General features: G+C 73.7%; 18 protein-coding genes and 1 pseudogene. 7 read left to right on the forward strand and 12 right to left on the reverse strand.

What is annotated here, in order from left to right; all coding sequences use genetic code 11:
- Positions 1-65 precede the first annotated feature (65 nt).
- Both ACZ7BZ_RS00075 and ACZ7BZ_RS00080 read right to left on the reverse strand, forming a co-directional pair.
- On the reverse strand, positions 66-524 hold the full coding sequence (locus ACZ7BZ_RS00075; protein ID WP_470356323.1) for a MarR family winged helix-turn-helix transcriptional regulator: 459 nt from the start codon (positions 522-524) through the stop codon (positions 66-68).
- Positions 521-2,209, reverse strand: a complete 1,689-nt coding sequence (locus tag ACZ7BZ_RS00080) for an MFS transporter (protein WP_470356789.1) — start codon at positions 2,207-2,209, stop codon at positions 521-523. Before ACZ7BZ_RS00080 ends, ACZ7BZ_RS00075 begins: the two co-directional genes overlap by 4 nt.
- Before the next feature lie 289 nt (positions 2,210-2,498).
- Between ACZ7BZ_RS00080 and ACZ7BZ_RS00085 the strand changes: the two genes are divergently transcribed.
- Positions 2,499-3,947 (forward strand): PTS transporter subunit EIIC, encoded by a 1,449-nt coding sequence (locus ACZ7BZ_RS00085; protein ID WP_470356324.1) that lies wholly within the window; start codon positions 2,499-2,501, stop codon positions 3,945-3,947.
- Between the two features lie 254 nt (positions 3,948-4,201).
- Complete coding sequence (locus tag ACZ7BZ_RS00090; protein ID WP_470356325.1) at positions 4,202-4,945, forward strand: G1 family glutamic endopeptidase; 744 nt, start codon at positions 4,202-4,204, stop codon at positions 4,943-4,945.
- A gap of 59 nt (positions 4,946-5,004) precedes the next feature.
- On the opposite strand, the gene ACZ7BZ_RS00095 is transcribed toward ACZ7BZ_RS00090, so the two are convergent.
- From ACZ7BZ_RS00095 to ACZ7BZ_RS00105, 3 genes are all read right to left on the reverse strand, one after another.
- Entirely contained in the window at positions 5,005-7,167 is a 2,163-nt protein-coding gene (locus tag ACZ7BZ_RS00095) for a bifunctional polysaccharide deacetylase/glycosyltransferase family 2 protein (RefSeq protein ID WP_470356326.1), read from the reverse strand.
- A gap of 43 nt (positions 7,168-7,210) precedes the next feature.
- Complete coding sequence (locus ACZ7BZ_RS00100) at positions 7,211-7,966, reverse strand: hypothetical protein (protein ID WP_470356327.1); 756 nt, start codon at positions 7,964-7,966, stop codon at positions 7,211-7,213.
- 195 nt (positions 7,967-8,161) lie between these two features.
- Positions 8,162-10,132, reverse strand: coding sequence for a heavy metal translocating P-type ATPase (locus ACZ7BZ_RS00105; protein ID WP_470356328.1), 1,971 nt, complete (start codon positions 10,130-10,132; stop codon positions 8,162-8,164).
- A 98-nt stretch (positions 10,133-10,230) separates the two neighbouring features.
- Between ACZ7BZ_RS00105 and ACZ7BZ_RS00110 the strand changes: the two genes are divergently transcribed.
- Positions 10,231-10,578: an ArsR/SmtB family transcription factor gene (locus tag ACZ7BZ_RS00110; protein WP_380454009.1), complete on the forward strand. Its 348-nt coding sequence runs from the start codon at positions 10,231-10,233 to the stop codon at positions 10,576-10,578.
- A gap of 9 nt (positions 10,579-10,587) precedes the next feature.
- Here the strand turns inward: ACZ7BZ_RS00110 and ACZ7BZ_RS00115 are convergent, their stop codons facing one another.
- From ACZ7BZ_RS00115 to ACZ7BZ_RS00125, 3 genes are all read right to left on the reverse strand, one after another.
- Positions 10,588-11,556: an NAD-dependent epimerase/dehydratase family protein gene (locus ACZ7BZ_RS00115; protein ID WP_470356329.1), complete on the reverse strand. Its 969-nt coding sequence runs from the start codon at positions 11,554-11,556 to the stop codon at positions 10,588-10,590.
- 73 nt (positions 11,557-11,629) lie between these two features.
- Positions 11,630-12,244, reverse strand: coding sequence for an ester cyclase (locus ACZ7BZ_RS00120; protein ID WP_470356330.1), 615 nt, complete (start codon positions 12,242-12,244; stop codon positions 11,630-11,632).
- Positions 12,245-12,290: 46 nt separating this feature from the next.
- Entirely contained in the window at positions 12,291-13,016 is a 726-nt protein-coding gene (locus ACZ7BZ_RS00125) for an SDR family oxidoreductase (RefSeq protein WP_470356331.1), read from the reverse strand.
- Positions 13,017-13,149: 133 nt separating this feature from the next.
- Between ACZ7BZ_RS00125 and ACZ7BZ_RS00130 the strand changes: the two genes are divergently transcribed.
- Complete coding sequence (locus ACZ7BZ_RS00130; protein WP_470356332.1) at positions 13,150-14,124, forward strand: LysR family transcriptional regulator; 975 nt, start codon at positions 13,150-13,152, stop codon at positions 14,122-14,124.
- Between the two features lie 159 nt (positions 14,125-14,283).
- Here the strand turns inward: ACZ7BZ_RS00130 and ACZ7BZ_RS00135 are convergent, their stop codons facing one another.
- Together ACZ7BZ_RS00135 and ACZ7BZ_RS00140 are read right to left on the reverse strand one after the other, a co-directional pair.
- Positions 14,284-14,658, reverse strand: a complete 375-nt coding sequence (locus ACZ7BZ_RS00135) for a hypothetical protein (RefSeq protein ID WP_470356333.1) — start codon at positions 14,656-14,658, stop codon at positions 14,284-14,286.
- Between the two features lie 175 nt (positions 14,659-14,833).
- Positions 14,834-15,826, reverse strand: a complete 993-nt coding sequence (locus tag ACZ7BZ_RS00140; protein ID WP_470356334.1) for a helix-turn-helix transcriptional regulator — start codon at positions 15,824-15,826, stop codon at positions 14,834-14,836.
- A gap of 181 nt (positions 15,827-16,007) precedes the next feature.
- On the opposite strand from ACZ7BZ_RS00140, the gene ACZ7BZ_RS00145 reads away from it, so the two are divergent.
- Positions 16,008-16,358, forward strand: a complete 351-nt coding sequence (locus ACZ7BZ_RS00145) for a hypothetical protein (protein WP_470356335.1) — start codon at positions 16,008-16,010, stop codon at positions 16,356-16,358.
- A complete protein-coding gene (locus tag ACZ7BZ_RS00150; RefSeq protein ID WP_470356336.1) occupies positions 16,355-16,759 on the forward strand; it encodes a hypothetical protein in 405 nt (134 codons plus the stop codon). Before ACZ7BZ_RS00145 ends, ACZ7BZ_RS00150 begins: the two co-directional genes overlap by 4 nt.
- Before the next feature lie 186 nt (positions 16,760-16,945).
- Here ACZ7BZ_RS00150 and ACZ7BZ_RS00155 read toward each other — a convergent pair whose 3' ends face one another.
- Complete coding sequence (locus tag ACZ7BZ_RS00155) at positions 16,946-17,338, reverse strand: hypothetical protein (protein WP_470356337.1); 393 nt, start codon at positions 17,336-17,338, stop codon at positions 16,946-16,948.
- Positions 17,339-17,436: 98 nt separating this feature from the next.
- Here ACZ7BZ_RS00155 and ACZ7BZ_RS00160 point away from each other — a divergent pair.
- A pseudogene (locus tag ACZ7BZ_RS00160) lies at positions 17,437-17,553 on the forward strand (DUF6939 family protein); the annotation flags it as partial.
- 105 nt (positions 17,554-17,658) lie between these two features.
- On the opposite strand, the gene ACZ7BZ_RS00165 reads toward ACZ7BZ_RS00160, so the two are convergent.
- Positions 17,659-18,186: a hypothetical protein gene (locus ACZ7BZ_RS00165; protein WP_470356338.1), complete on the reverse strand. Its 528-nt coding sequence runs from the start codon at positions 18,184-18,186 to the stop codon at positions 17,659-17,661.
- Between the last annotated feature and the right edge of the window lie 14 nt (positions 18,187-18,200).

Raw genomic sequence — 18,200 nt, forward strand, 5'->3', positions numbered from 1 at the left:
ACGGGCCGCTTTCGGACCATCGCTTCGTCAATGGCCCTGCCACTACGGGGGATTCGTGCCGCCCGTCAGCTAGGGCCGGGCGTGTCGGGCTCCTCCAGGAGCAGTTCCAGTACGGGCAGGGCCGCCTCCAGGGCGCGGCACTGCTCCGGGGTCAGGTGGGCGCTGCGGCGGGCCAGCAGGGCGGTGCGCTCGCGGCGGATCCGGTCGAGGGTGTCCCGCCCGTGCGGGGTGGGGGTGAGCAGCTGGGAGCGGCCGTCCTGCGGGTCGGGGGTCTTGGTGATCAGGCCGTCGGCGACCAGCGGCGCCACCGTACGGACCATGGACGGGACGGCCACGCCCTCGCGTGCGGCGAGTTCGCCGAGCCGCAGCGGGCCGTACTGGTCCACCCGGGCCAGGGCGGAGAGCTGGGCGGCGGTGAGGTCCTGGTCGCCGGAGGCGCGGACCAACTGGCGGTTGAGCCGGCCGATCGCCAGCCGGAGCCGGACCACCGCCTCGGCGGACAGCCCGCCGCCGTCCGGGCTCACCGGCCGTCCTCCGGGTGCCGCGGTCCGGCGGCGGGCCGCGACCGCTCGCGGATCAGCGAGGCCGCGGCGGCGACCAGCGACATCGCGATCGCCAGCCAGAACACCACCACCAGCCCGTCGTGGAACGGACCCGAGATCAGCTGGGGGAAGAACTCCCGGCCGGTGAGCGTCCGGGCGCTGCCCGGCGGGAGCCGGCTCAGCATGTGCGGGCCCAGCAGCTGCTGGACGGGGTTGTAGCCGAGGAACGCGGCGAACAGCGTGCCCACCGGCGGCAGCGAGGCGATGGCGCGGGCGTCGGCGGCGGGCACGCCCTGGGCGGTCAGCCCGGTGGTGAGGGTGTGCGGCAGCGAGCCGGCCAGACCGGCCACCATCAGGGAGAAGAACACCCCGATCGACAGCACCATGCCGGCGTTCTGGAAGGTGGCCCGCATGCCGGAGGCGGCGCCGCGGGCCGTCGCCGGCACGCTGGACATGATCAGCGAGGTGTTCGGGGCCGCGAACAGGCCGCCGCCCAGGCCGTTGAGGAACACCAGCAGGGCGAACCAGGGGTAGCCGAAGTCGGTGGGCAGCAGGAGCAGCCCGGCGAACGAGAACGCCATCACCACCAGCCCGCCGGCGGCGAACAGCCGGGCCCCGGCGCGGTCCGAGAGGTAGCCCGAGATCGGCCCGGCGGCGAGGAAGCCGACGGTCAGCGGGACGAGGTAGATGCCTGCCCACAGCGGGGTGTCGGCGTAGTCGTAGCCGTGCAGCGGCAGCCAGATGCCCTGGAGCCAGATGATCAGCATGAACTGCAGCCCGCCGCGCGCGATCGAGCCCAGCAGGGTGGCCGCGTTGCCGCCTGTGAAGACCGGGTCGCGGAACAGCGAGAGCGGGAACATCGGCTCCGCCGTCCTGGCCTCGACCAGGCAGAACGCGGCGAGCAGCGCCACCCCGCCGAACAGCCCGGCCAGCACCCAGGGGTTGGTCCAGCCCATGGTGTGGCCGCCGTAGGGCTGGATGCCGTAGGTGATCCCGGCGAGCAGGGCGGTCAGGCCGACGCCGAAGGTGATGTTGCCCCACCAGTCGATCCGGGCGGGCCTGCGCACCCCGGTCTCGCGCAGCGAGCGGTAGGCCCAGACCGTGCCGAGCACGCCGATCGGCACGTTCACCCAGAAGATCGACCGCCAGTTCCACTCGGCCAGCAGCCCGCCCAGCACCAGTCCGATGAACGACCCGGCGATGCCCGCGACGATGTTGATCCCGAGGGCCGTACCGCGCTGGCGGGCCGGGAACGCGTCGGTGATGATCGCCGCCGAGTTGGCCATCAGCATCGAGCCGCCGACCGCCTGCACCACCCGCCAGCCGATCAGCCACAGCGCGCCCGGGCCGCCGTGCAGCGGATCGAGGGAGAGGGCCACCGAGGTGAGGGTGAAGATCAGGAACCCGGCGTTGTAGATCCTGACCCGGCCGTGGATGTCGCCCAGCCTGCCGAGGGTGACCACCAGGACGGCGGTGACCAGCATGTAGCCCATCAGCATCCACAGCAGGTAGCTGACGTTGCCGGGCTGCAGCGGGTCCAGGCCGATCCCGTTGAAGATCGCCGGCAGCGAGATCAGCACGATCGAGGCGTTGACGGTGGCGAGCAGGGTGCCGAGCGTGGTGTTGGACAGGGCCACCCACTTGTACCGGGGGTGGCCCGGGTCCATTCCGGTACGGGCCGGGCGCTGCCGCCCGGTCCTGCCGCTGCCGGAGAGTCTTGTCGCCACCGCTGCCTCCCGCCGGCCGGCCGGGCCGGGGGCGGTCGCCGGATCGAGTGTGGATTTCGATAGCTTCCGCCAACTAACGATAGTCCGATGGTCGTTCCGGTGGTAGGCCGTCCGGAGCACCCCCCTGGGGGTGAGTCCTGGCCGGCTTGAACGTTCCCCGGCTTGACCGTTCACCGGGTTGAGCGTCGGCCGGGTTGAGGTCCGGGCCCGCCCGGGTACCTCCCCTGGCATGTCCGACGAGAAGCACCGCACCGTGGCCGAGGCGATCCTCCCGCTGGTCGGCGGCGCCGCCAACATCCGCTCGGTCGCCCACTGCATGACCCGGCTGCGGCTGGGCCTGGCGGACCTCTCCCTGGTCGACCGGGAGGCGCTCGGGGCGCTGCCGGCCGTCCTGGGCACGGTCGAGGACGACACCTACCAGATCGTCCTCGGCCCCGGCGCCGTCGCCGGGGTAACCGCCCAGCTGCGCCGGCTGCTGGCCGCCGCCGACGGGGCCACCGCCGCCCCGACGCCTCCCGGCGCCGAGGACCTCGCCGGGCGCGGTGCCCGGATCCGGGAGGAGGCCCGGGTCCGCAACGCCACCCCCGTGAAACGGGCGCTGCGCCGGGTCGCCGACATCTTCGTCCCGCTGATCCCCGCCCTGATCGGCTGCGGGATCGTCGCCGCCCTCTCCGGGGCGCTCGCCAACCTGGGCTGGGCGACCGGGCTGGTCCCCGCGCTGACGGCGGTCTCCTCCGGGTTCATGTCGCTGCTCGCCGTCTTCGTCGGCTACAACACGGCGAAGGAGTTCGGTGGAACGCCCGTGCTGGGCGGGGCGGTCGCGGGCGTGATCGTCTACTCCGGGGTCGCCAAGGTGGAGGCCTTCGGGCACCATCTCACCCCCGGGCAGGGCGGCGTGGTCGGGGCGCTGCTCGCCGCGCTGCTCGCCGTCCAGGTGGAACGGTGGACCAGGCGACTGGTGCCCGCCGCGCTGGACGTCCTGGTCACCCCGACGGTCACCGTCCTGGTCGGCGGGCTGGCCGCGTTGTTCGGCCTGATGTTCCTCGCCGGGGAGGTTTCCACCGGCATCGGCCGTGCCGCCACCTGGCTGCTCGCCCACGGCGGACTGCTCGCCGGGCTGGTGCTCGGCGGGCTCTTCCTGCCGCTGGTGATGCTCGGCCTGCACCAGGCGCTGATCCCGATCCACACCACCCTGATCCAGCAGCAGGGCTCCACCGTGCTGCTGCCGATCCTCGCCATGGCCGGAGCCGGGCAGGTCGGCTGCGCCGCGGCCGTCTACCTGCGGCTGCGCGGCAACGCCTCGATCCGGGCGACCATCCGCTCCGCCCTCCCGGCGGGCCTGCTCGGCGTCGGCGAGCCGCTGGTCTACGGGGTGACGCTGCCGCTCGGCCGTCCGTTCGTCACGGCCTGCGTGGGTGGTGCGGCCGGGGGTGCCTTCGTCGGGGTGGCGGGCCAACTCGGCCACTCGGTCGGCTCGACGGCCGTCGGCCCGTCCGGCTGGGCGCTGTTCCCACTGCTGGCCGGGCCGCACGGCGTGGTCGCGAGCGCGGCCGTCTACGGTGGCGGGCTGCTGACCGGCTACCTGGTGGGCTTCCTGGCCACCTACTTCTTCGGCTTCACCCGGGAGCTGCTCGCCGAGTACGACGCACCGGCCCCGGTGGCCGGGGGAGGAGACTGAGGGCGGTCGCGGTCCGGGGCGGGCTGACCCTCCGTAACGGCCCGTTCCCTCTGTCCTTCTGGCTCTCCAGCTCCCCGTCCCGTCCGTCCTCCCGTCCCTCCGTCCGCAATCCGGCGTACTCCCTCCGTCGCTCCGGCCGCGTTCCCCGCGGACGGGGTGACGGTTCGTTATGTCCCTGTGACATCCGGCACTGCTCCGGCGGGTCTACCTTTGTCGACGCTCGGCCAACTCCACGCCCCCACAAGGGAGTAGTCATGTCCGAAGCCCGTCGGCGCACCCTCGCCGTGTCCACCGCCCTGCTGACCCTCCTGGGCACCGCCGCACCGGCCGTCGCCGCTGCCGCCCCCACCCTCGTCCAGGCCCCGCTCGCCCACCACGGCGGCGGTCTGCTGAACAGCACCAGCGGCAACTGGTCCGGCTACGCCGCCACCGGCAGCCGGTTCACCAGCGTCAAGGCCAGCTGGGTCCAGCCCGCCGTGTCCTGCACCGGCACCAACACCTGGTCCAGCTTCTGGGTCGGCCTGGACGGCGACGGCAGCAACAGCGTCGAACAGACCGGCACCGAGGCCGACTGCTCCGGCGGCTCCCCGGTCTACTCCGCCTGGTACGAGATGTACCCGGCCTACCCGGTCAACTTCGGCAACACCGTACGGCCGGGGGACCACTTCACGGCGAGCGTCACCACCAGCGGCAGCGGCTCCTTCACCCTCACCCTCTCCGACACCACCGCCGGTTGGAGCCACACCGTCAACAAGTCCCTGAAGAGCGCGGCGCTGGCCTCCGCCGAGGTGATCGCCGAGGCCCCCTCCAGTTCCTCGGGGGTGCTCCCGCTCTCCGACTTCGGCTCGGTCTCGTTCAGCGGCTCCACCGTCAACGGGCAGGCCCTCGGCGCCTTCAGTCCGGACAACATCACCATGGCCTCCGGCGGCACCACCAAGGCCACCACCTCCGGGCTGAGCGGCGGCAGTTCCTTCTCGGTCACCTGGAAGCACAGCTGAGGGTCGGTGGGTGGGGCCGCGCCGTGGGTGCGGCCCCGCCCACCGGTCGGTCGTCCGGCTCAGCCGCCCGCAGGCACCCGGAGCGTGCCGTAGCGCTGCATGCGCTGCCAGCGGAGCCGGGAGCCGGCGAGCGCGGTGAAGACCGACTGGATCACCACCAGGTACATCAACTGCCGGTAGACGAACTGCTGGAGCGGCAGGCTCCACAGCGGCCCGAGCTTCTCCTTGTCCAGCCGGAACGCGTACGCGCCCATCAGCATCTGCACCAGCAGGAATGCCGCCCACAGGCCGATGATCCGGACCGGGTCGAGGAAGACCAGCCCGTAGAGCGCGAAGACGTCCACGACCGGGGCGAGCAGGGGCAGCAGCACCTGGAACATCAGCAGGTAGAGCAGCCCGCGCCGGCCCAGCTTGCCGGCCTGGCCGCCCTGGACGAGGGCGCCGCGGTGCTTCCACATCGCCTGGAGGGTGCCGTAGCACCAGCGGTAGCGCTGCCGCCACAGGGCGCTCAGCGAGGCGGGGGCCTCCGTCCAGGCCTTGGCCCGCTCCTCGTACACCACCCGCCAGCCGGTCCGGCACATCGCCATGGTGAGGTCGGTGTCCTCGGCGAGGGTCTCCTCGCCCACGCCGCCGACGGCCAGCAGTGCGGAGCGGCGGAAGGCGCCGACCGCGCCGGGCACGGTGGGCATGCACTCGGCGAGGTCGAACAGCCGCCGGTCCAGGTTGAAGCCGACCACGTACTCGATGTGCTGCCAACGGCCCAGCAGACCACCGCGGTTGACCACCTTGGCGTTGCCGGAGACGGCTCCCACGGTAGGGTCGGCGAACGGCTGCACCAGCATCCGGACGGCGTCCGGCTCGAAGACGGTGTCGCCGTCGACCATCACCAGCAGTTCGGCGCGGGCCGCGGCGATGCCGGTGTTGAGGGCGGCCGGCTTGCCGGCGTTCTCCTGTCGGATCACCCGGACGTACGGCAGGTTCAGCGACTCCACCAGGTCGGCGGTGCCGTCCGTGGAACCGTCGTCGACCACGATCACCTCCACCGGGTGGTCGGAGGCCAGCAGCGAGCGGACGGCGGGCTCGATCCCGGCGATCTCGTTGTACGCCGGGACGATCACGCTGACCGGCTCGGTGACCGGCGCACCCCAGCCGCGGCGGCGCATCCGCTTGTGCCGGCGGGCCGCGTACAGCACGACGACCGCGCGCAGCACGCTGATCGCGCCCGCCGCCCAGAGCAGCCAGTCCAGCGCGGTGAGCACCTGGTTGCCGCCGGTCAGCAGCCAGATCAGGGCCAGGCCGAGCCAGTGGTCACCGGTGCCGGACGGACGGACCGGGTCGGGCAGGCCGACGGCGTCGCTCACGGTGGTGAACCGGAAGCCGCGGGCCTTCAGCGTGCTCAGCACCCCGTCGAGGGCGGCGACGGTCTGCGAGCGGTCGCCGCCGGCGTCGTGCATCAGGAGGACCTGGCCCTGGTCGCCGGCGCCCGCGGTCGCCGCCTTGACGATCGAGGGCACACCGGGGCGCCGCCAGTCCTCGCTGTCCTGGGTGGTGAGCACGGTCAGGTAGCCCTCGCGGCCGGCCTGCTGGATGGCGGACCAGCCGGGGTCGTCCACGGCTTCGGGCGTCGAGGAGTACGGCGGGCGCAGCAGCGAGCTGGTGACCCCGGCCGCCCCGGCCACGGTCAGCTGGGCCTCGCGCAGTTCCAGCGTGCGGCGCCAGGAGGGGGCGGCGCCGAGGTCGGTGTGGGTGAAGGTGTGGATGCCGAGCTGGTGTCCCTCGGCGACGATCCGGCGGATCAGGTCGGGGTGGGCGGCGGCCTGGGTGCCGACCACGAAGAAGGTCGCGTGCACGCCCGCCCGGTGCAGGGCGTCCAGGATCTTCGGCGTCCAGGTCGGGTCGGGGCCGTCGTCGAAGGTGAGGGCGATGGTGCCGGGCGCGGGGGAGGCGCTGCGCGGCTGCGGGGCGGCGGCGTCGATCACCGGGCCGCCGTTGAGGATGGCCGGCGGTACGGCGTCCGCGGCGGCCGGCTTGGCCGCCTGGTCGGGGCGGTCGTCGAAGCTGTGCTGGGCGTAACCCTGGAGCACCAGGGCACCGGTGAGCGTGAGCAGCAGGGCGGTCAGCAGGAGCCAGTGGGTGCGTAGCGGTCGCTGACGGACGACGCCGCGTCGGCCTCGGCGGGTGCGGTCGGGGGCTGGGGTTCGTCGTCGGCGGGTGGCGCTCATGGTGCTGCTTTCTGGGACGGGGACGGTTCGAGGGGCGTCGGCGTCAGGGCTTGCCGGGCCCCTTGCCGGGTGCGGTGGTCGGGCGGCCGTGCCCGGGGGTGGGGGTGGCCGGGCCGGTCGGTGTGGTGCCCGGAGGTGCCGGGGTGGTGGTCGGAGCAGGCGAGCTGCCGGCCGTGGGCACGGGGACGGACCCGGCCGGGGCCGCCGTGGCGGCGGTCGTCGGGCGCTGGAGACCGACCGCGGTGGCGCTGCCCCGGTGGGCGGGCGCCTGCGTCCCCGCGGCCGCGGGTGGCGCTTCGGCCTGCGGGGCGGCGGACGGCGCCTCGGACGGCGTGGCCTCCGGAGCGGGTGCGCTGGGCGCGGGCGGCTGGGGCAGGGGAAGGAAGGGCGCGTTCACCGTGGGGCCGCCGAGCAGGGCGCTGGCCAGCAGGGCCAGGTACCCTCCGGCCGGGACGGCCAGGACCGCGCCGAGCCGTCGGATCCGGCGCTGCCTGCGGCCGGAGGAGTCCACGAACACCGGCGGGGGTGCGGGTTCCGGCTGGGGGTCCATGGCGGGGGCTACCGGCGACAGTTCGGCGGTGGGCGGATCCGCTTCGTCGGCTCCGGGGAGGAGCAGGGGCCCGCCGGGGTGGATCGGAGCGGCGAAGTGCTCGGCGACGTACGCGGGAACGGCGAAGTGCTCGATCGCTGCCTCGGCGACCGGTTCGCCCTGCGCCGGACCGGGAGGGTGCCGCGGCGCCTCCGCGAGGTGGGGCTGTTGCTCGGCGGTGAGCCATGGGTCGTACGACTTGACGGTCACGGTGTCGGGTCCAGGTGTTGTCGGTTCGCGTGCTGCCACGACGGCGTGCGCCGATCCCCGGTGGATCGGGGTGGTGCACCTGTCGTGACTGTTCAGCGCCGACACCGGGCGGATTGTCACACCCCCTTGAGACTCCTGACACGCAGCTGGCCGCCGCCCCCGGTCCGGGAGCGGCGGCCTTCCGGCGGAGACGGCTCAGTTTTCGGTCCGGGCCTTCGTCCATGCGGACTCGCGCAGCAGCCGCAGTCCGTTGAGGCCGACGACGACGGTGGAGCCCTCGTGGCCGAGGACGCCCAGCGGCAGCGGGAGGGTGGCGACCAGGTCCCAGACCACCAGCACGGAGATGAACGCCGAGGCGATCACCAGGTTCTGCACCACGAGGGAGCGGGCCCGGCGGGAGAGCGCCACCACGGCGGGGACGGTGGCGAGTTCGTCCCGTACGATCACTGCGTCGGCGGTCTCCAGGGCGAGGTCGGAGCCGGTCCGGCCCATCGCGATGCCGGTGTGGGCGGCGGCCAGGGCGGGCGCGTCGTTGACGCCGTCGCCGACCACCAGGACCTTGCGCCCGGCGGCCTCCCGTTCCTTGACCGCGCTGACCTTGTCCTGGGGGAGCAGCCCGGCGCGGACGTCGGTGATGCCGACCTCGGCGGCCAGCCGGGCGGCGGCGCGCGGGTTGTCGCCGGTGAGCAGCACCGGTGCGGAGCCGGTCAGGGTGGTCAGCGCGGTGACGGTGGCGGCGGCGTCCGGGCGCAGCCGGTCGGCGATGCCGAGCAGGCCGACCGGGGCGCCGTCCACCACGACCAGGACGGCGGTGCGGCCGCCGTCCTCCAACTCGGCGGCGACGGCGGAGACTTCCCGGTGGGCGCGGTCCAGCAGCCTGGCCGGGGTGCCGACCGCGACGGTGCGACCGTCGACGGTCGCGGTGACCCCGATGCCGGGGGTCGAGGAGAAGCCCTCGGCGTCGGCGAGCACCAGGCCGCGGGCGCGGGCGGCGTCGACGACAGCGCGGGCGAGCGGGTGCTCACTGGGGTGCTCGGCCGCGGCCGCCAGTGCCAGCAGTTCCTCCTCACCCGGGCCGGAGCCGGGCAGGGGGCGGATGTCGGTGACCCGGGGAGTGCCCTCGGTCAGGGTGCCGGTCTTGTCCAGGGCTACGGCGTCGGCCTGCCCGAGCCGCTCCATCACCACCGCGGACTTCACCAGCACCCCGTGCCGGCCGGCGTTGGCGATGGCGGACAGCAGCGGGGGCATGGTGGCGAGCACCACGGCGCACGGCGAGGCCACGATCATGAAGGTCATGGCGCGCAGCAGCGAGCCGGTGAAGGCCGCGCCGAGGGCGAGCGGCACCGCGAAGACGGCCAGGGTGGCGGCCACCATGCCGATCGAGTAGCGCTGTTCGACCTTCTCGATGAACAGTTGGGTCGGGGCCTTGGTCTCGGAGGCCTCCTCGACCAGGGCGACGATCCGGGCGATCACCGAGTCGGCGGCGTCCCGCTCGACCCGCACCCGCAGCGCGCCGGTGCCGTTGAGGGTGCCGGCGAAGACCTCGTCGCCGGACTCCTTGGCGACGGGCAGCGGCTCGCCGGTGATGGTGGCCTGGTCGACCTCGCTCGCGCCGTCCAGCACCCGTCCGTCGGCGCCGATCCGTTCGCCGGGCCGCACCAGGACGGTGTCGCCGACGGCCAGGTGTTCGGTCGGCACGCCCTCCTCGGTGCCGTCGGGGAGCAGCCGGGTGGCGGTGGCCGGGGCGAGGTCGAGCAGTCCGCGTACGGAGTCGGCGGTGCGGGCGGTGGCCAGGGCCTCCAGGGCGCCGGAGGTGGCGAAGATGACGATCAGCAGCGCGCCGTCCATCACCTGGCCGACGGCGGCGGCGCCGAGGGCGGCGACGATCATCAGCAGGTCGACGTCGAGGGTCTTCTCGCGCAGCGCCTGCAACCCGGCCCAGGCGGGCTCCCAGCCGCCGGTGGCGTACGCGAAGGCGTACAGCGGGGCCCAGGCCCAGGCCGGGGCGCCGGTGAGCTGGAGCGGTAGCGCGACGAGGAAGAGCACGGTCGCGGCGGCGGCCCAGCGGGCCTCGGGCAGGGCGAACACCCGGGTTCGGCGGCGCGGGGCGGTGTCGGGGCGCTGCGCGGGGGAGTGCGCGGGGCGCTCGGTCAGGGTGGTGGGCATGCGAACGGGACCCTTCGGGGCAGGGTGGGGCCGGTGACTCACTCACCATACATGAACATATGAACGCTCCTTCATGTGTGAGTTGTACTATTGCCCGCATGGGTCATGGAGCCGCCCCCGCCACCGCCGTCCCGCACACCCGCCTGGACGAAGCCAGCGCCGCCCGGGTGGCCACCACCCTGCAGGCCCTGGCCACCCCGTCCCGCCTGCTGATCCTCTCCCGGCTTCGGGAGGGCCCCTGCGCGGCCACCGAACTCGCCGCCGAGGTCGGCCTGGAGCAGTCCGCCTGCTCCCACCAGCTCCGGCTGCTGCGCAACCTCGGCCTGGTCGTCGGCCGGCGGGAGGGCCGCTCGGTCGTGTACGCGCTCTACGACAACCACGTGGCCGCCCTGCTCGACCAGGCCGTCTACCACATCGAGCACCTGCGGCTGGGGCTCACCGACTGACCCCCGGGGTCAGCTCTGGTGCCACGCGGTGAGCAGGGCGGACTCCTGGTCCGGCGTCAGGGCGCGCGGCAACGGCTCGAACTGCCGGATGTCGCGGGCGGTGTCCGCCACCGGGCGCAGGTGCAGCCCGGTGGCGAGGGCGGCGGCGGGGTCGGCGGTGTTGGTGGCCCGGCGCTGCGGGTCGGCGTGCCACAGCGGCAGCGCGCCGTCCTGGACGTCGGACGCCCGGAGGAAGTCGTCGCCCACCCAGGTGAGCGTGGTGCCGGGCGGGGCGACGGCGGAGGCGACGGCGTCGAGCAGATCGCCCATCGTGAAGGGCGGGGGCGTCGCGGCGTGGAAGGCGCCGGAGGCGCCGGGCGCCAGCAGGGCGAGCATCCAGTCGGCGAGGTCGCGGGCGTCGACGACCTGGAGCGGGGCGTCCGGACGGCCCGGCGCCAGCACCTCGCCGCCCCGGGCGAGCCGTTGCACCCAGTGGTCGAAGCGGTGGGTGTAGTCCTCGGGGCCGATCACGTACGTGGGACGCACCAGCAGCACGTCCGGGCCGAAGCACTCCCGCGCCGCCCGCTCGCACTGGACCTTGAGCACGCCGTAGGAGGCGACGGTGATCTCCTCGGCCTCCGGGCCGTCTGCGGGCAGCAGCGGGGAGTCCTCGGTGAACCCGGGGGCGGAGGGGGTGTCGTAGACGGCCATGGAGGAGACCAGCAGGTACCGCCCGGCGGCGCCGGGGTCCAGGGCGGCGGCCAACTGCCGTACCTGGCGCGGGAAGTAGGCGCTGACGTCCACGGTGGCGTCCCAGGTGCGGCCGCGCAGCACCGACAGGTCCGCATCGCGGTCGGCGATCAGGTGGGTGGCCTCGGGCAGTAGGTGGGCGCCGGACCGGCCCCGGTGCAGCACGGTGACGTCGTGGCCGGCGGCGAGTGCCGCCCGGGCGAAGTGGAGGCCGACGAACCGGGTGCCGCCCATGATCAGTATCCGCATCAGGTCATGGTCCCAGCTCGGCGCGGACTCGGCCAGGGCCCGATCGGGCCAGGTTCCGATCGGGCCCCGGGCCTCAGCCGTGGACGCCGAGCTGGGTCAGCAGCGCCTCGTTGTCCTCGATGTGCCAGTCCTCGACGATTCGGTCGGTGCCGACGTGCTGGATGTCGATGGCGTTGAATTCGATGCGCCGGCCCTGCCCCCGGACGCCTTCGAAGGTGCCGGTGAAGTGGCCGCGGAAGACCAGCCGGGCGGTGATCTCATCCCCGGTCACCAGTACGTCGGACAGCTCGCAACTCAGATCCGGGACCGCCGCGCGGAAGTTCCGGGAGGCGAACAGCAGGCCGGCCGGGCCCTGGGGGCGGCCGGGCGGCAGCGTGTCGTCCTTGAACCGCGGGTCGACCGACGCGTCCAGGTAGCGCTGCTGCCCGGTGTTCCAGAAGGTGTACAACTGCTGCGCCAGACGGACCTCCTGGGTCGCACGCCGGGTGCCGATCGAGCGGTCCACGGTGAGCGCCTTCGGCTGGACCAGGTCGGGTGAGCGGTCGATCAGGTTCTGCGGCCAGCCGTGTGCGGGCCGGTGCCGTCCCTCCTGGTGCGAAGGGGACGGGGCGGCCGCGGCGGTGCCGGCCGCCAGGCTCACCACCGTCGCGACGACGGCGGCGGTACGGGTCAGGGTGTGCCAGGGCATGGGGGTCGCTCCTCGGGACGTACGGACAGGGGGGCGGGGCGGGCGGTCAGGCGAGTCGGCCGCCGCCGTCGACGTGCAGCACGGTGCCGGTGACGTACGGGTTGTCGATGGCGTAGAACACGGCCTTGACCAAGTCCTCGGGGCTGCCCACGCGCCGTGCCGGGTTGCGTTCGGCCACGCCGCGCAGGAACGCCTCCTTGTCGCCGCCCAGTCCGTCCCAGGATCCGGTGTCGACGATGCCGGGCGAGACCGCGTTGACCCGGACCGGGGCGATCTCCACGGCCAGTGCCTTCACCAGGAATGCCAGCGCACCGTTGGTGGTGGCCATCACCGTACGGGCGGGGGCCGGGCGCCAGGCGGCCACGCCGGAGAAGAAGGTGAACGAGCCGCGCTCGGACACCTGGCCGGACAGGTGCTTGGCCAGCAGCAGCGGGCCGAACACCTTGGCCGCGAACGCCAGCCGCACATCAGCGAGTTCGAGCTCCTTCAGCGGGCCGTTGGCCGGCATCGCGGCGGTCGAGACCAGGTGGTCGAACCGACCGGCCCGCCGGGCCAGGTCGGCGATCGAGCCCTCGTCGGCGAGGTCGAGCGCGACCACCTCCGACGGCCCGGCCAGCTCACCGGCCGTCCACTCCAGCTTGCGCGGGTCCGGACCGGCCAGTACGACCGTGGCGCCGGCCGCGGAGGCGGCGGTGGCCACGGCCCGTCCGGTGCGCGAACCCGCGCCCACCACGATCAGTCGCCGTCCCTGCAGGGAGATGCCAATGGACATGGGAGTACTCCTTCGAGTCATCAGGGGATCCGGGCGCCCGCTGCTCCGCGGCGGGCGGCCACACCACGACCTTCTCCCGACCCCCTGCGATGAGTCCAAGGCTTGTTTTCTAGCGCTGCCATAGAATCCCTTCATGGCAACGCCGACGCTCCGCCAGCTCGAGTACCTGGTCACCGTGGTCGACACCGGCTCGTTCACCCGCGCCGCCGAGCAGCTGCACGTCACCCAGCCCGCGCTCTCCCACCAGGTCCGGGCCCTGGAGGCGGCGCTCGGCGGCCCGCTGCTGGAACGCCTGCCGCGCTCGGTGCGGCTCACCCCGACGGGCCGGGCGGTGCTGCCGCACGCCCGCGCCGCGCTGGCCGAGGCCGACCGGCTGCAGGCGGTGGCCCGGCGCGCGGCCGGCCTGGACGCGGGGGAGCTGGAGGTCGCCGCGGTCTACTCGATCAGCCTCGGCATCCTGCCGCCCGTGCTGCGGGCCTGGCGCCGTCTGCACCCCGGCGTGCGGATCCGGTTGCGCGAGTACCCGCACGCCGACCGACTCCAGGAGGCCATGGCCGCCGGCCGGGCCGATCTCGCCATCGGGCCCGCGCCGGAGGGGTGGGAGGGGCCGATCCGGGAGCTGGGCGTCGAGGAGTTCACGGTCGTCCTGCCTGCGGACGACCCGCTGGCGGACGGCGCGGCGGTGGACGACCCGCTGGCGGACGAAGCGGCCGGCGACGATCTGCGAGTCGGCCGCCCCACCGGCTCGGTCGCCCTCGGTGAGCTCGCCGACCGCGCATGGGTCCACTACGCCCCCGACAACGGCCTCGCCGACCTGCTCGACCAGGCTTGCGCCCGGGCCGGGTTCCGCCCCCGGGCGGCCGTCCGCGCGGAACAGACCTCTGCGGCACCGCTGCTCGCCGCGGCAGGACTCGGCCCGGCCCTGGTGCCCGCCGACATCGTCCCGCCGCGCTTCGACGGGATCCTGCTCCGCCCCGACCCGCCGATCCGGCGCACCCTCACCGCGTACACCCGCACCCGCCCCGACCCGCTCACCGTGGCCTTCGCCGAACTGCTCGCCGAACTCCTCGCCGAGCGGGCCCGGGGCGGCGACCTCCCGCCGGGCTGACACCGGGTCGGCACGACACTGCGGCGGCCGGGGCCGGCCGCCGCAGGTCAGCCGCGCCTCAGCTGCTCGGGGTGCTTGGTCTCCGTGGCCGGCCCCCGGTGCCCGGGCGCCGTGAACGCCCGCTCAACGCGCACGTCGGCGGAGGCGCGGCGCCCGCGGTCAGAGCGCGGCGAGGACGTCCTGGTGCAGTCCGTCGAGGACGAAGCCGTTGTCCAGGCGGACCCGGACCGTCACCTGCCGGCCCCGCTCCCGGTGGGCGGCCCACTCCGGTTCCAGCGCCGCGAGCCGGCTCTCCAGCCGCTCCCGGCTCGCGGTCGGCATGGTGTGCCCGTAGTCCTCGAAGAGCGCCTTGAGCCGCTGGTACTCGCGGACCGCCTCGCTCTCCGGGAGTTCGCCGTCCACCCGCTCGACGGTGCCCTCGGTCCCGGCGCCCAGCGACAGCAACCCGACCACGGCCCCGGACTCCCCGGCGACGGCGTCGCCGAGGCCGAGGTCCTCCGTCAGCCTGACGCGCCGGCCTTCCTCCAAGGTCATCCGTCCACTGCCTTTCGCTCGATCGGTGCCGCGGGCGCGTTCGGCCGGTGGCCCGGCCATTATCCGCCGGGCGTACCGGCCGGTTCTCGGTGGTGCCGCCACCCCGCCCGGGCCCCGGCCGGCGCCTCCCGCTCCCGCCGCCCGGCGGGCGCCGCGAACCGCTCCGCCCGTACGGTCAGTCGAGCCAGCCGCGGCGCGCCGCCTTGAGGCCGGCCTCGAAGCGGCTGGAGGCGTCCAGGCGGTCCATCAGCGCGGCCATCTGGCGGCGCACGCTGCGGGCCGAGATGCCCAGGCGGCGGCCCGCGACCTCGTCGGTGAGGCCGGCCGCGAGCAGCCTCAGCAGTTCCCGCTCGGAGGCGTTGAGGCCGGTGCCGGTGTCCCTGGACCGGTCGGCGCCGAGCGGCACGGCCGCGTGCCAGGTCTGTTCGAACAGCGCCACCAGTGAGGCGACGATCCCGGGCTCGCGGGTGCACAGCGCGCCGAGCCGGGTGTCGGCCGGGTCGATCGGCAGGACGGCGATCCTGCGGTCGAAGATCAGCATCCGCGGCGGCAGGGTCGGACGGGTGCGCACCAGGCCGCCGGCTCCGGTCATCCAGCGGGCGTAACCGAGGGTCGCGGAGTCGTGGCGCGCGCTGTCCTGGTAGAGCGTCAGCAGCGCGACCCCCCGGTGCAGGGCGGCGTCGTCCAACGGCTTGGAGGCGGCGAGGCTGGCCGGGGACTGGGCGCCGCCGGGCATCACCGACAGGCACTCCTGGGACACCTCTCGGGCGAGGAGCTCCAACTTGGACTGAATGGCGTCCAGTCCGGTCAGCCGCTCGGTGGCGGACCCGGCCGGGGCTTCCGGCCGCAGGCCGCCGTACTCGGCGATCGCCCGGGCGGCGGCGGCCTTGCTCAGTTCGAGCCGCTGCTGGCGGCGCAGCAGTTCCTCCTCCTGGCGCCGCAGCAGGAGATCCAGGCCGACCTCGGGGCTGACCGGTCGCAGACCGCCGCACAACTCCATCGACGGGCGCAGGAGTTGCAGATCCGCGAGCCGGTCCAGGGCCTCGCGGACCGCCTCCCCGGACAGGCTCAGCCGGCTGCAGAGCTCTTGCAGGCTCCCCTCCGGACTGGAGAGCATCGTCCGGTAGACGGACTCGGACACGTGGTCCAGGCCGAACATGTTCAGCATGTGCGCATACCCCCCGGTGGCGCGACGATTTAAATCGCCATCAGCATAGGAGTGCCCGCCGTGCCGATCAAGCGGGGACCAATCCGGGGCACCCGGTCGATGTGACGTCAGACCAGGGGGAACGCGGAGCAATTCGCGGACGTGTGATTCATCGCATCGCCGCCGGCGTCCCGATCCGGCCGTGGGGGTGCCCGAGCGCCGTCCGGTCGTGAAGGGCGACGTGCTGTGCACCGTCACCTCGAAGGGCAACCTCGCCATGCCGGAGATCACCGACGTGCGGCAGACCGGAACACCTGCGGACCCGCCCGCCTCCACCGGGCCGGCCACCCTCTGGAAGCAGCCCTCCCGACCGTCCCTCGCCCGGGTGGCGGCAGTCCAGCCGACTGCCGTCACCCGATGGGTCAAGCGGCAGAGCTCCGTCGGACTGCCGAGCAGTCAAATGACCGATGCGACACAGGTGACCGCGACCGCACAGTGGAGGCATCCGGCAAGCAGACATGTCGGCATCACACCATGGGAGTTGTCACTTTGAAGAAGCTGACGGGCCGACTGGCGAAGACGGCGGGCGTCCTCGGCCTCGCCGTAGCCGCATTGACCTCCGTGTCGGCCTCCCCGGCCACGGCGAGCACCTCCGCCACGGCTGGCTGCACAAAGTACTACAAGCTTGACAACATTCAGGTCCAGGTCGACAACTGCTCGGGTGGCTGGGTCTGGATCTACACCGGTGGCGGCACCTATTTCACGGGCAGCGTCGAGATCACGGAGGGCTCCGGCAACGGAGACAAGGAGAGTCTGAAGGCGGACCGGGGCAAGGCCATCGCGGACAAGGTCGTCCAGGTCGGCAGCATCAAGATCTGCGGCACCAAGTGGCTCGGCTGGACTCCCCCCGCGAGCCCGTGGTGGACCGACTGCACCAACGAGATCCGCGTCTGACCGGTCGGTCATGCTCGCGGGGGCGGTCCGTCGACGGTGTCGGTGGACCGCCCCCGCGGACGGCATTGCTGGAGGGCGACGCGAGTCGCCGACCGAGGCCTGTTGCCGATCGACGCGCAGGACCGCCGGGAGCACGGCCGAGGGGGCCCCGCCCACGGCGGCCCGCCGACCGGGCGCGGGCCCCGGCTACTGCTGGAGGGCCGGCCGACCCGACAGGAGGCTCTCCAGGAACTGGCCGTGCTCCGGGACGGGGACCGGGACGCTCCCACTCTCCACGGCCTCCGCGCTCCGGCCCTCCGGGGCCCCGGCGCGCGCCCGCAGGACCTGGGTCGCCTCCTCCGCCCGACCGGAGATCATCACGGTCTCCTCCCGCCCGGACAGTGCCATGGTCTCCGCCCGTCCGGAGACCATCACCCCGACGGCGTCCGCGATGCGGGTCATCGACTGGGGCTGCCCGGCGGCCACCGCCGACGCCGTACCCGCCGCCACCGCCGCAGCCTCACCGCGCAGGCGGTCGACCTCTGCCTCCAGGGTCGCCAGCCGAGCCCGCAGGTCGTCCAGCTCGCTCTTCTTCCCCATGCTCCAGGACCCTCCCCGGCCGCTCCCGGCCCTCTGACGTGCCGTAACAGCCTATCCGGGCCCCTCCCGCGCCCCCACGGCCGTCCGGCTACCGCTGGATCCCCGAGCACCGAGCCGCCGACCTGGTCGAGCTGTTCAGGAACACGGACGACATCGTGCTCCTGGACTACACCGCCAACGGGGACGTCACCGACCCAACCACCCCGCTCTCCCACGCCGCGCTCGTCCACCTGCACATGGACGGTCGCCGGCCCGGCGAGGACGACCTCGAGGCGTCCCGCGCATCAGTGATCGAACGCCCGGAGGCAGGTGAAGGGAAGTCAGCCGTCGGCCGGGTCGAGGTCGATCACGACCATCTTGTCCATGCGGTAGCGGTCGAGATCCAGGTTGTGCCACGACTCGCCTGCACGGATCCGGTGGAACCTGAACGTCGCGTTGGTCGCATTGGCTCCGACGATGCACCGCACCGGGCCCGGGTGGCCCTGCTCCGTGACGAGCCGGCGGAACTCCAGGGCGAACGCGATCCCGTGGAGGAGAAGGACCCGCTGATCGTCCTCCGAGAGCTGAGGGGCGTCGTCGACGATCCGAACATCGACGGGAACGCAGTCCTCCAGGTGGAAGGAGCTGTCGGCGCACTCCCAAGCCGTGAGATCGCCGAAGAACGAGGGAGCGTTGTCGGCGTCGCCCGTCGAGTTCGCCCAGGTGAGTACCTCTCCTCGGCGAGTGATCCCGCTCGCAAGCCGACTCCGCAGGCCGGGGGTGAGACCGCCGGGCGGCATCAGGGTGGCCCGACCGGCGAGCAGCCCCAGCGTCTCGGCCGCGGCGTCGTTCATGGTCAGCGACAGCATGCGGCTCATGATCG

The sequence above is a fragment of the Kitasatospora sp. NPDC036934 genome (assembly GCF_055608425.1).

Bases quoted from the DNA above. Each gene is read 5' to 3' on its own strand.
- ACZ7BZ_RS00080 (WP_470356789.1), bottom strand. From the start codon at position 2,209: ATGGACCCGGGCCACCCCCGGTACAAGTGGGTGGCCCTGTCCAACACC.
- ACZ7BZ_RS00135 (WP_470356333.1), bottom strand. From the start codon at position 14,658: ATGACCTTGGAGGAAGGCCGGCGCGTCAGGCTGACGGAGGACCTCGGC.
- ACZ7BZ_RS00165 (WP_470356338.1), bottom strand. From the start codon at position 18,186: ATGCTGTCGCTGACCATGAACGACGCCGCGGCCGAGACGCTGGGGCTG.
- ACZ7BZ_RS00125 (WP_470356331.1), bottom strand. From the start codon at position 13,016: ATGTCCATTGGCATCTCCCTGCAGGGACGGCGACTGATCGTGGTGGGC.
- ACZ7BZ_RS00085 (WP_470356324.1), top strand. From the start codon at position 2,499: ATGTCCGACGAGAAGCACCGCACCGTGGCCGAGGCGATCCTCCCGCTG.
- ACZ7BZ_RS00120 (WP_470356330.1), bottom strand. From the start codon at position 12,244: ATGCCCTGGCACACCCTGACCCGTACCGCCGCCGTCGTCGCGACGGTG.
- ACZ7BZ_RS00140 (WP_470356334.1), bottom strand. From the start codon at position 15,826: ATGCTGAACATGTTCGGCCTGGACCACGTGTCCGAGTCCGTCTACCGG.
- ACZ7BZ_RS00155 (WP_470356337.1), bottom strand. From the start codon at position 17,338: ATGGGGAAGAAGAGCGAGCTGGACGACCTGCGGGCTCGGCTGGCGACC.
- ACZ7BZ_RS00110 (WP_380454009.1), top strand. From the start codon at position 10,231: ATGGGTCATGGAGCCGCCCCCGCCACCGCCGTCCCGCACACCCGCCTG.
- ACZ7BZ_RS00130 (WP_470356332.1), top strand. From the start codon at position 13,150: ATGGCAACGCCGACGCTCCGCCAGCTCGAGTACCTGGTCACCGTGGTC.
- ACZ7BZ_RS00090 (WP_470356325.1), top strand. From the start codon at position 4,202: ATGTCCGAAGCCCGTCGGCGCACCCTCGCCGTGTCCACCGCCCTGCTG.
- ACZ7BZ_RS00115 (WP_470356329.1), bottom strand. From the start codon at position 11,556: ATGCGGATACTGATCATGGGCGGCACCCGGTTCGTCGGCCTCCACTTC.
- ACZ7BZ_RS00095 (WP_470356326.1), bottom strand. From the start codon at position 7,167: ATGAGCGCCACCCGCCGACGACGAACCCCAGCCCCCGACCGCACCCGC.
- ACZ7BZ_RS00105 (WP_470356328.1), bottom strand. From the start codon at position 10,132: ATGCCCACCACCCTGACCGAGCGCCCCGCGCACTCCCCCGCGCAGCGC.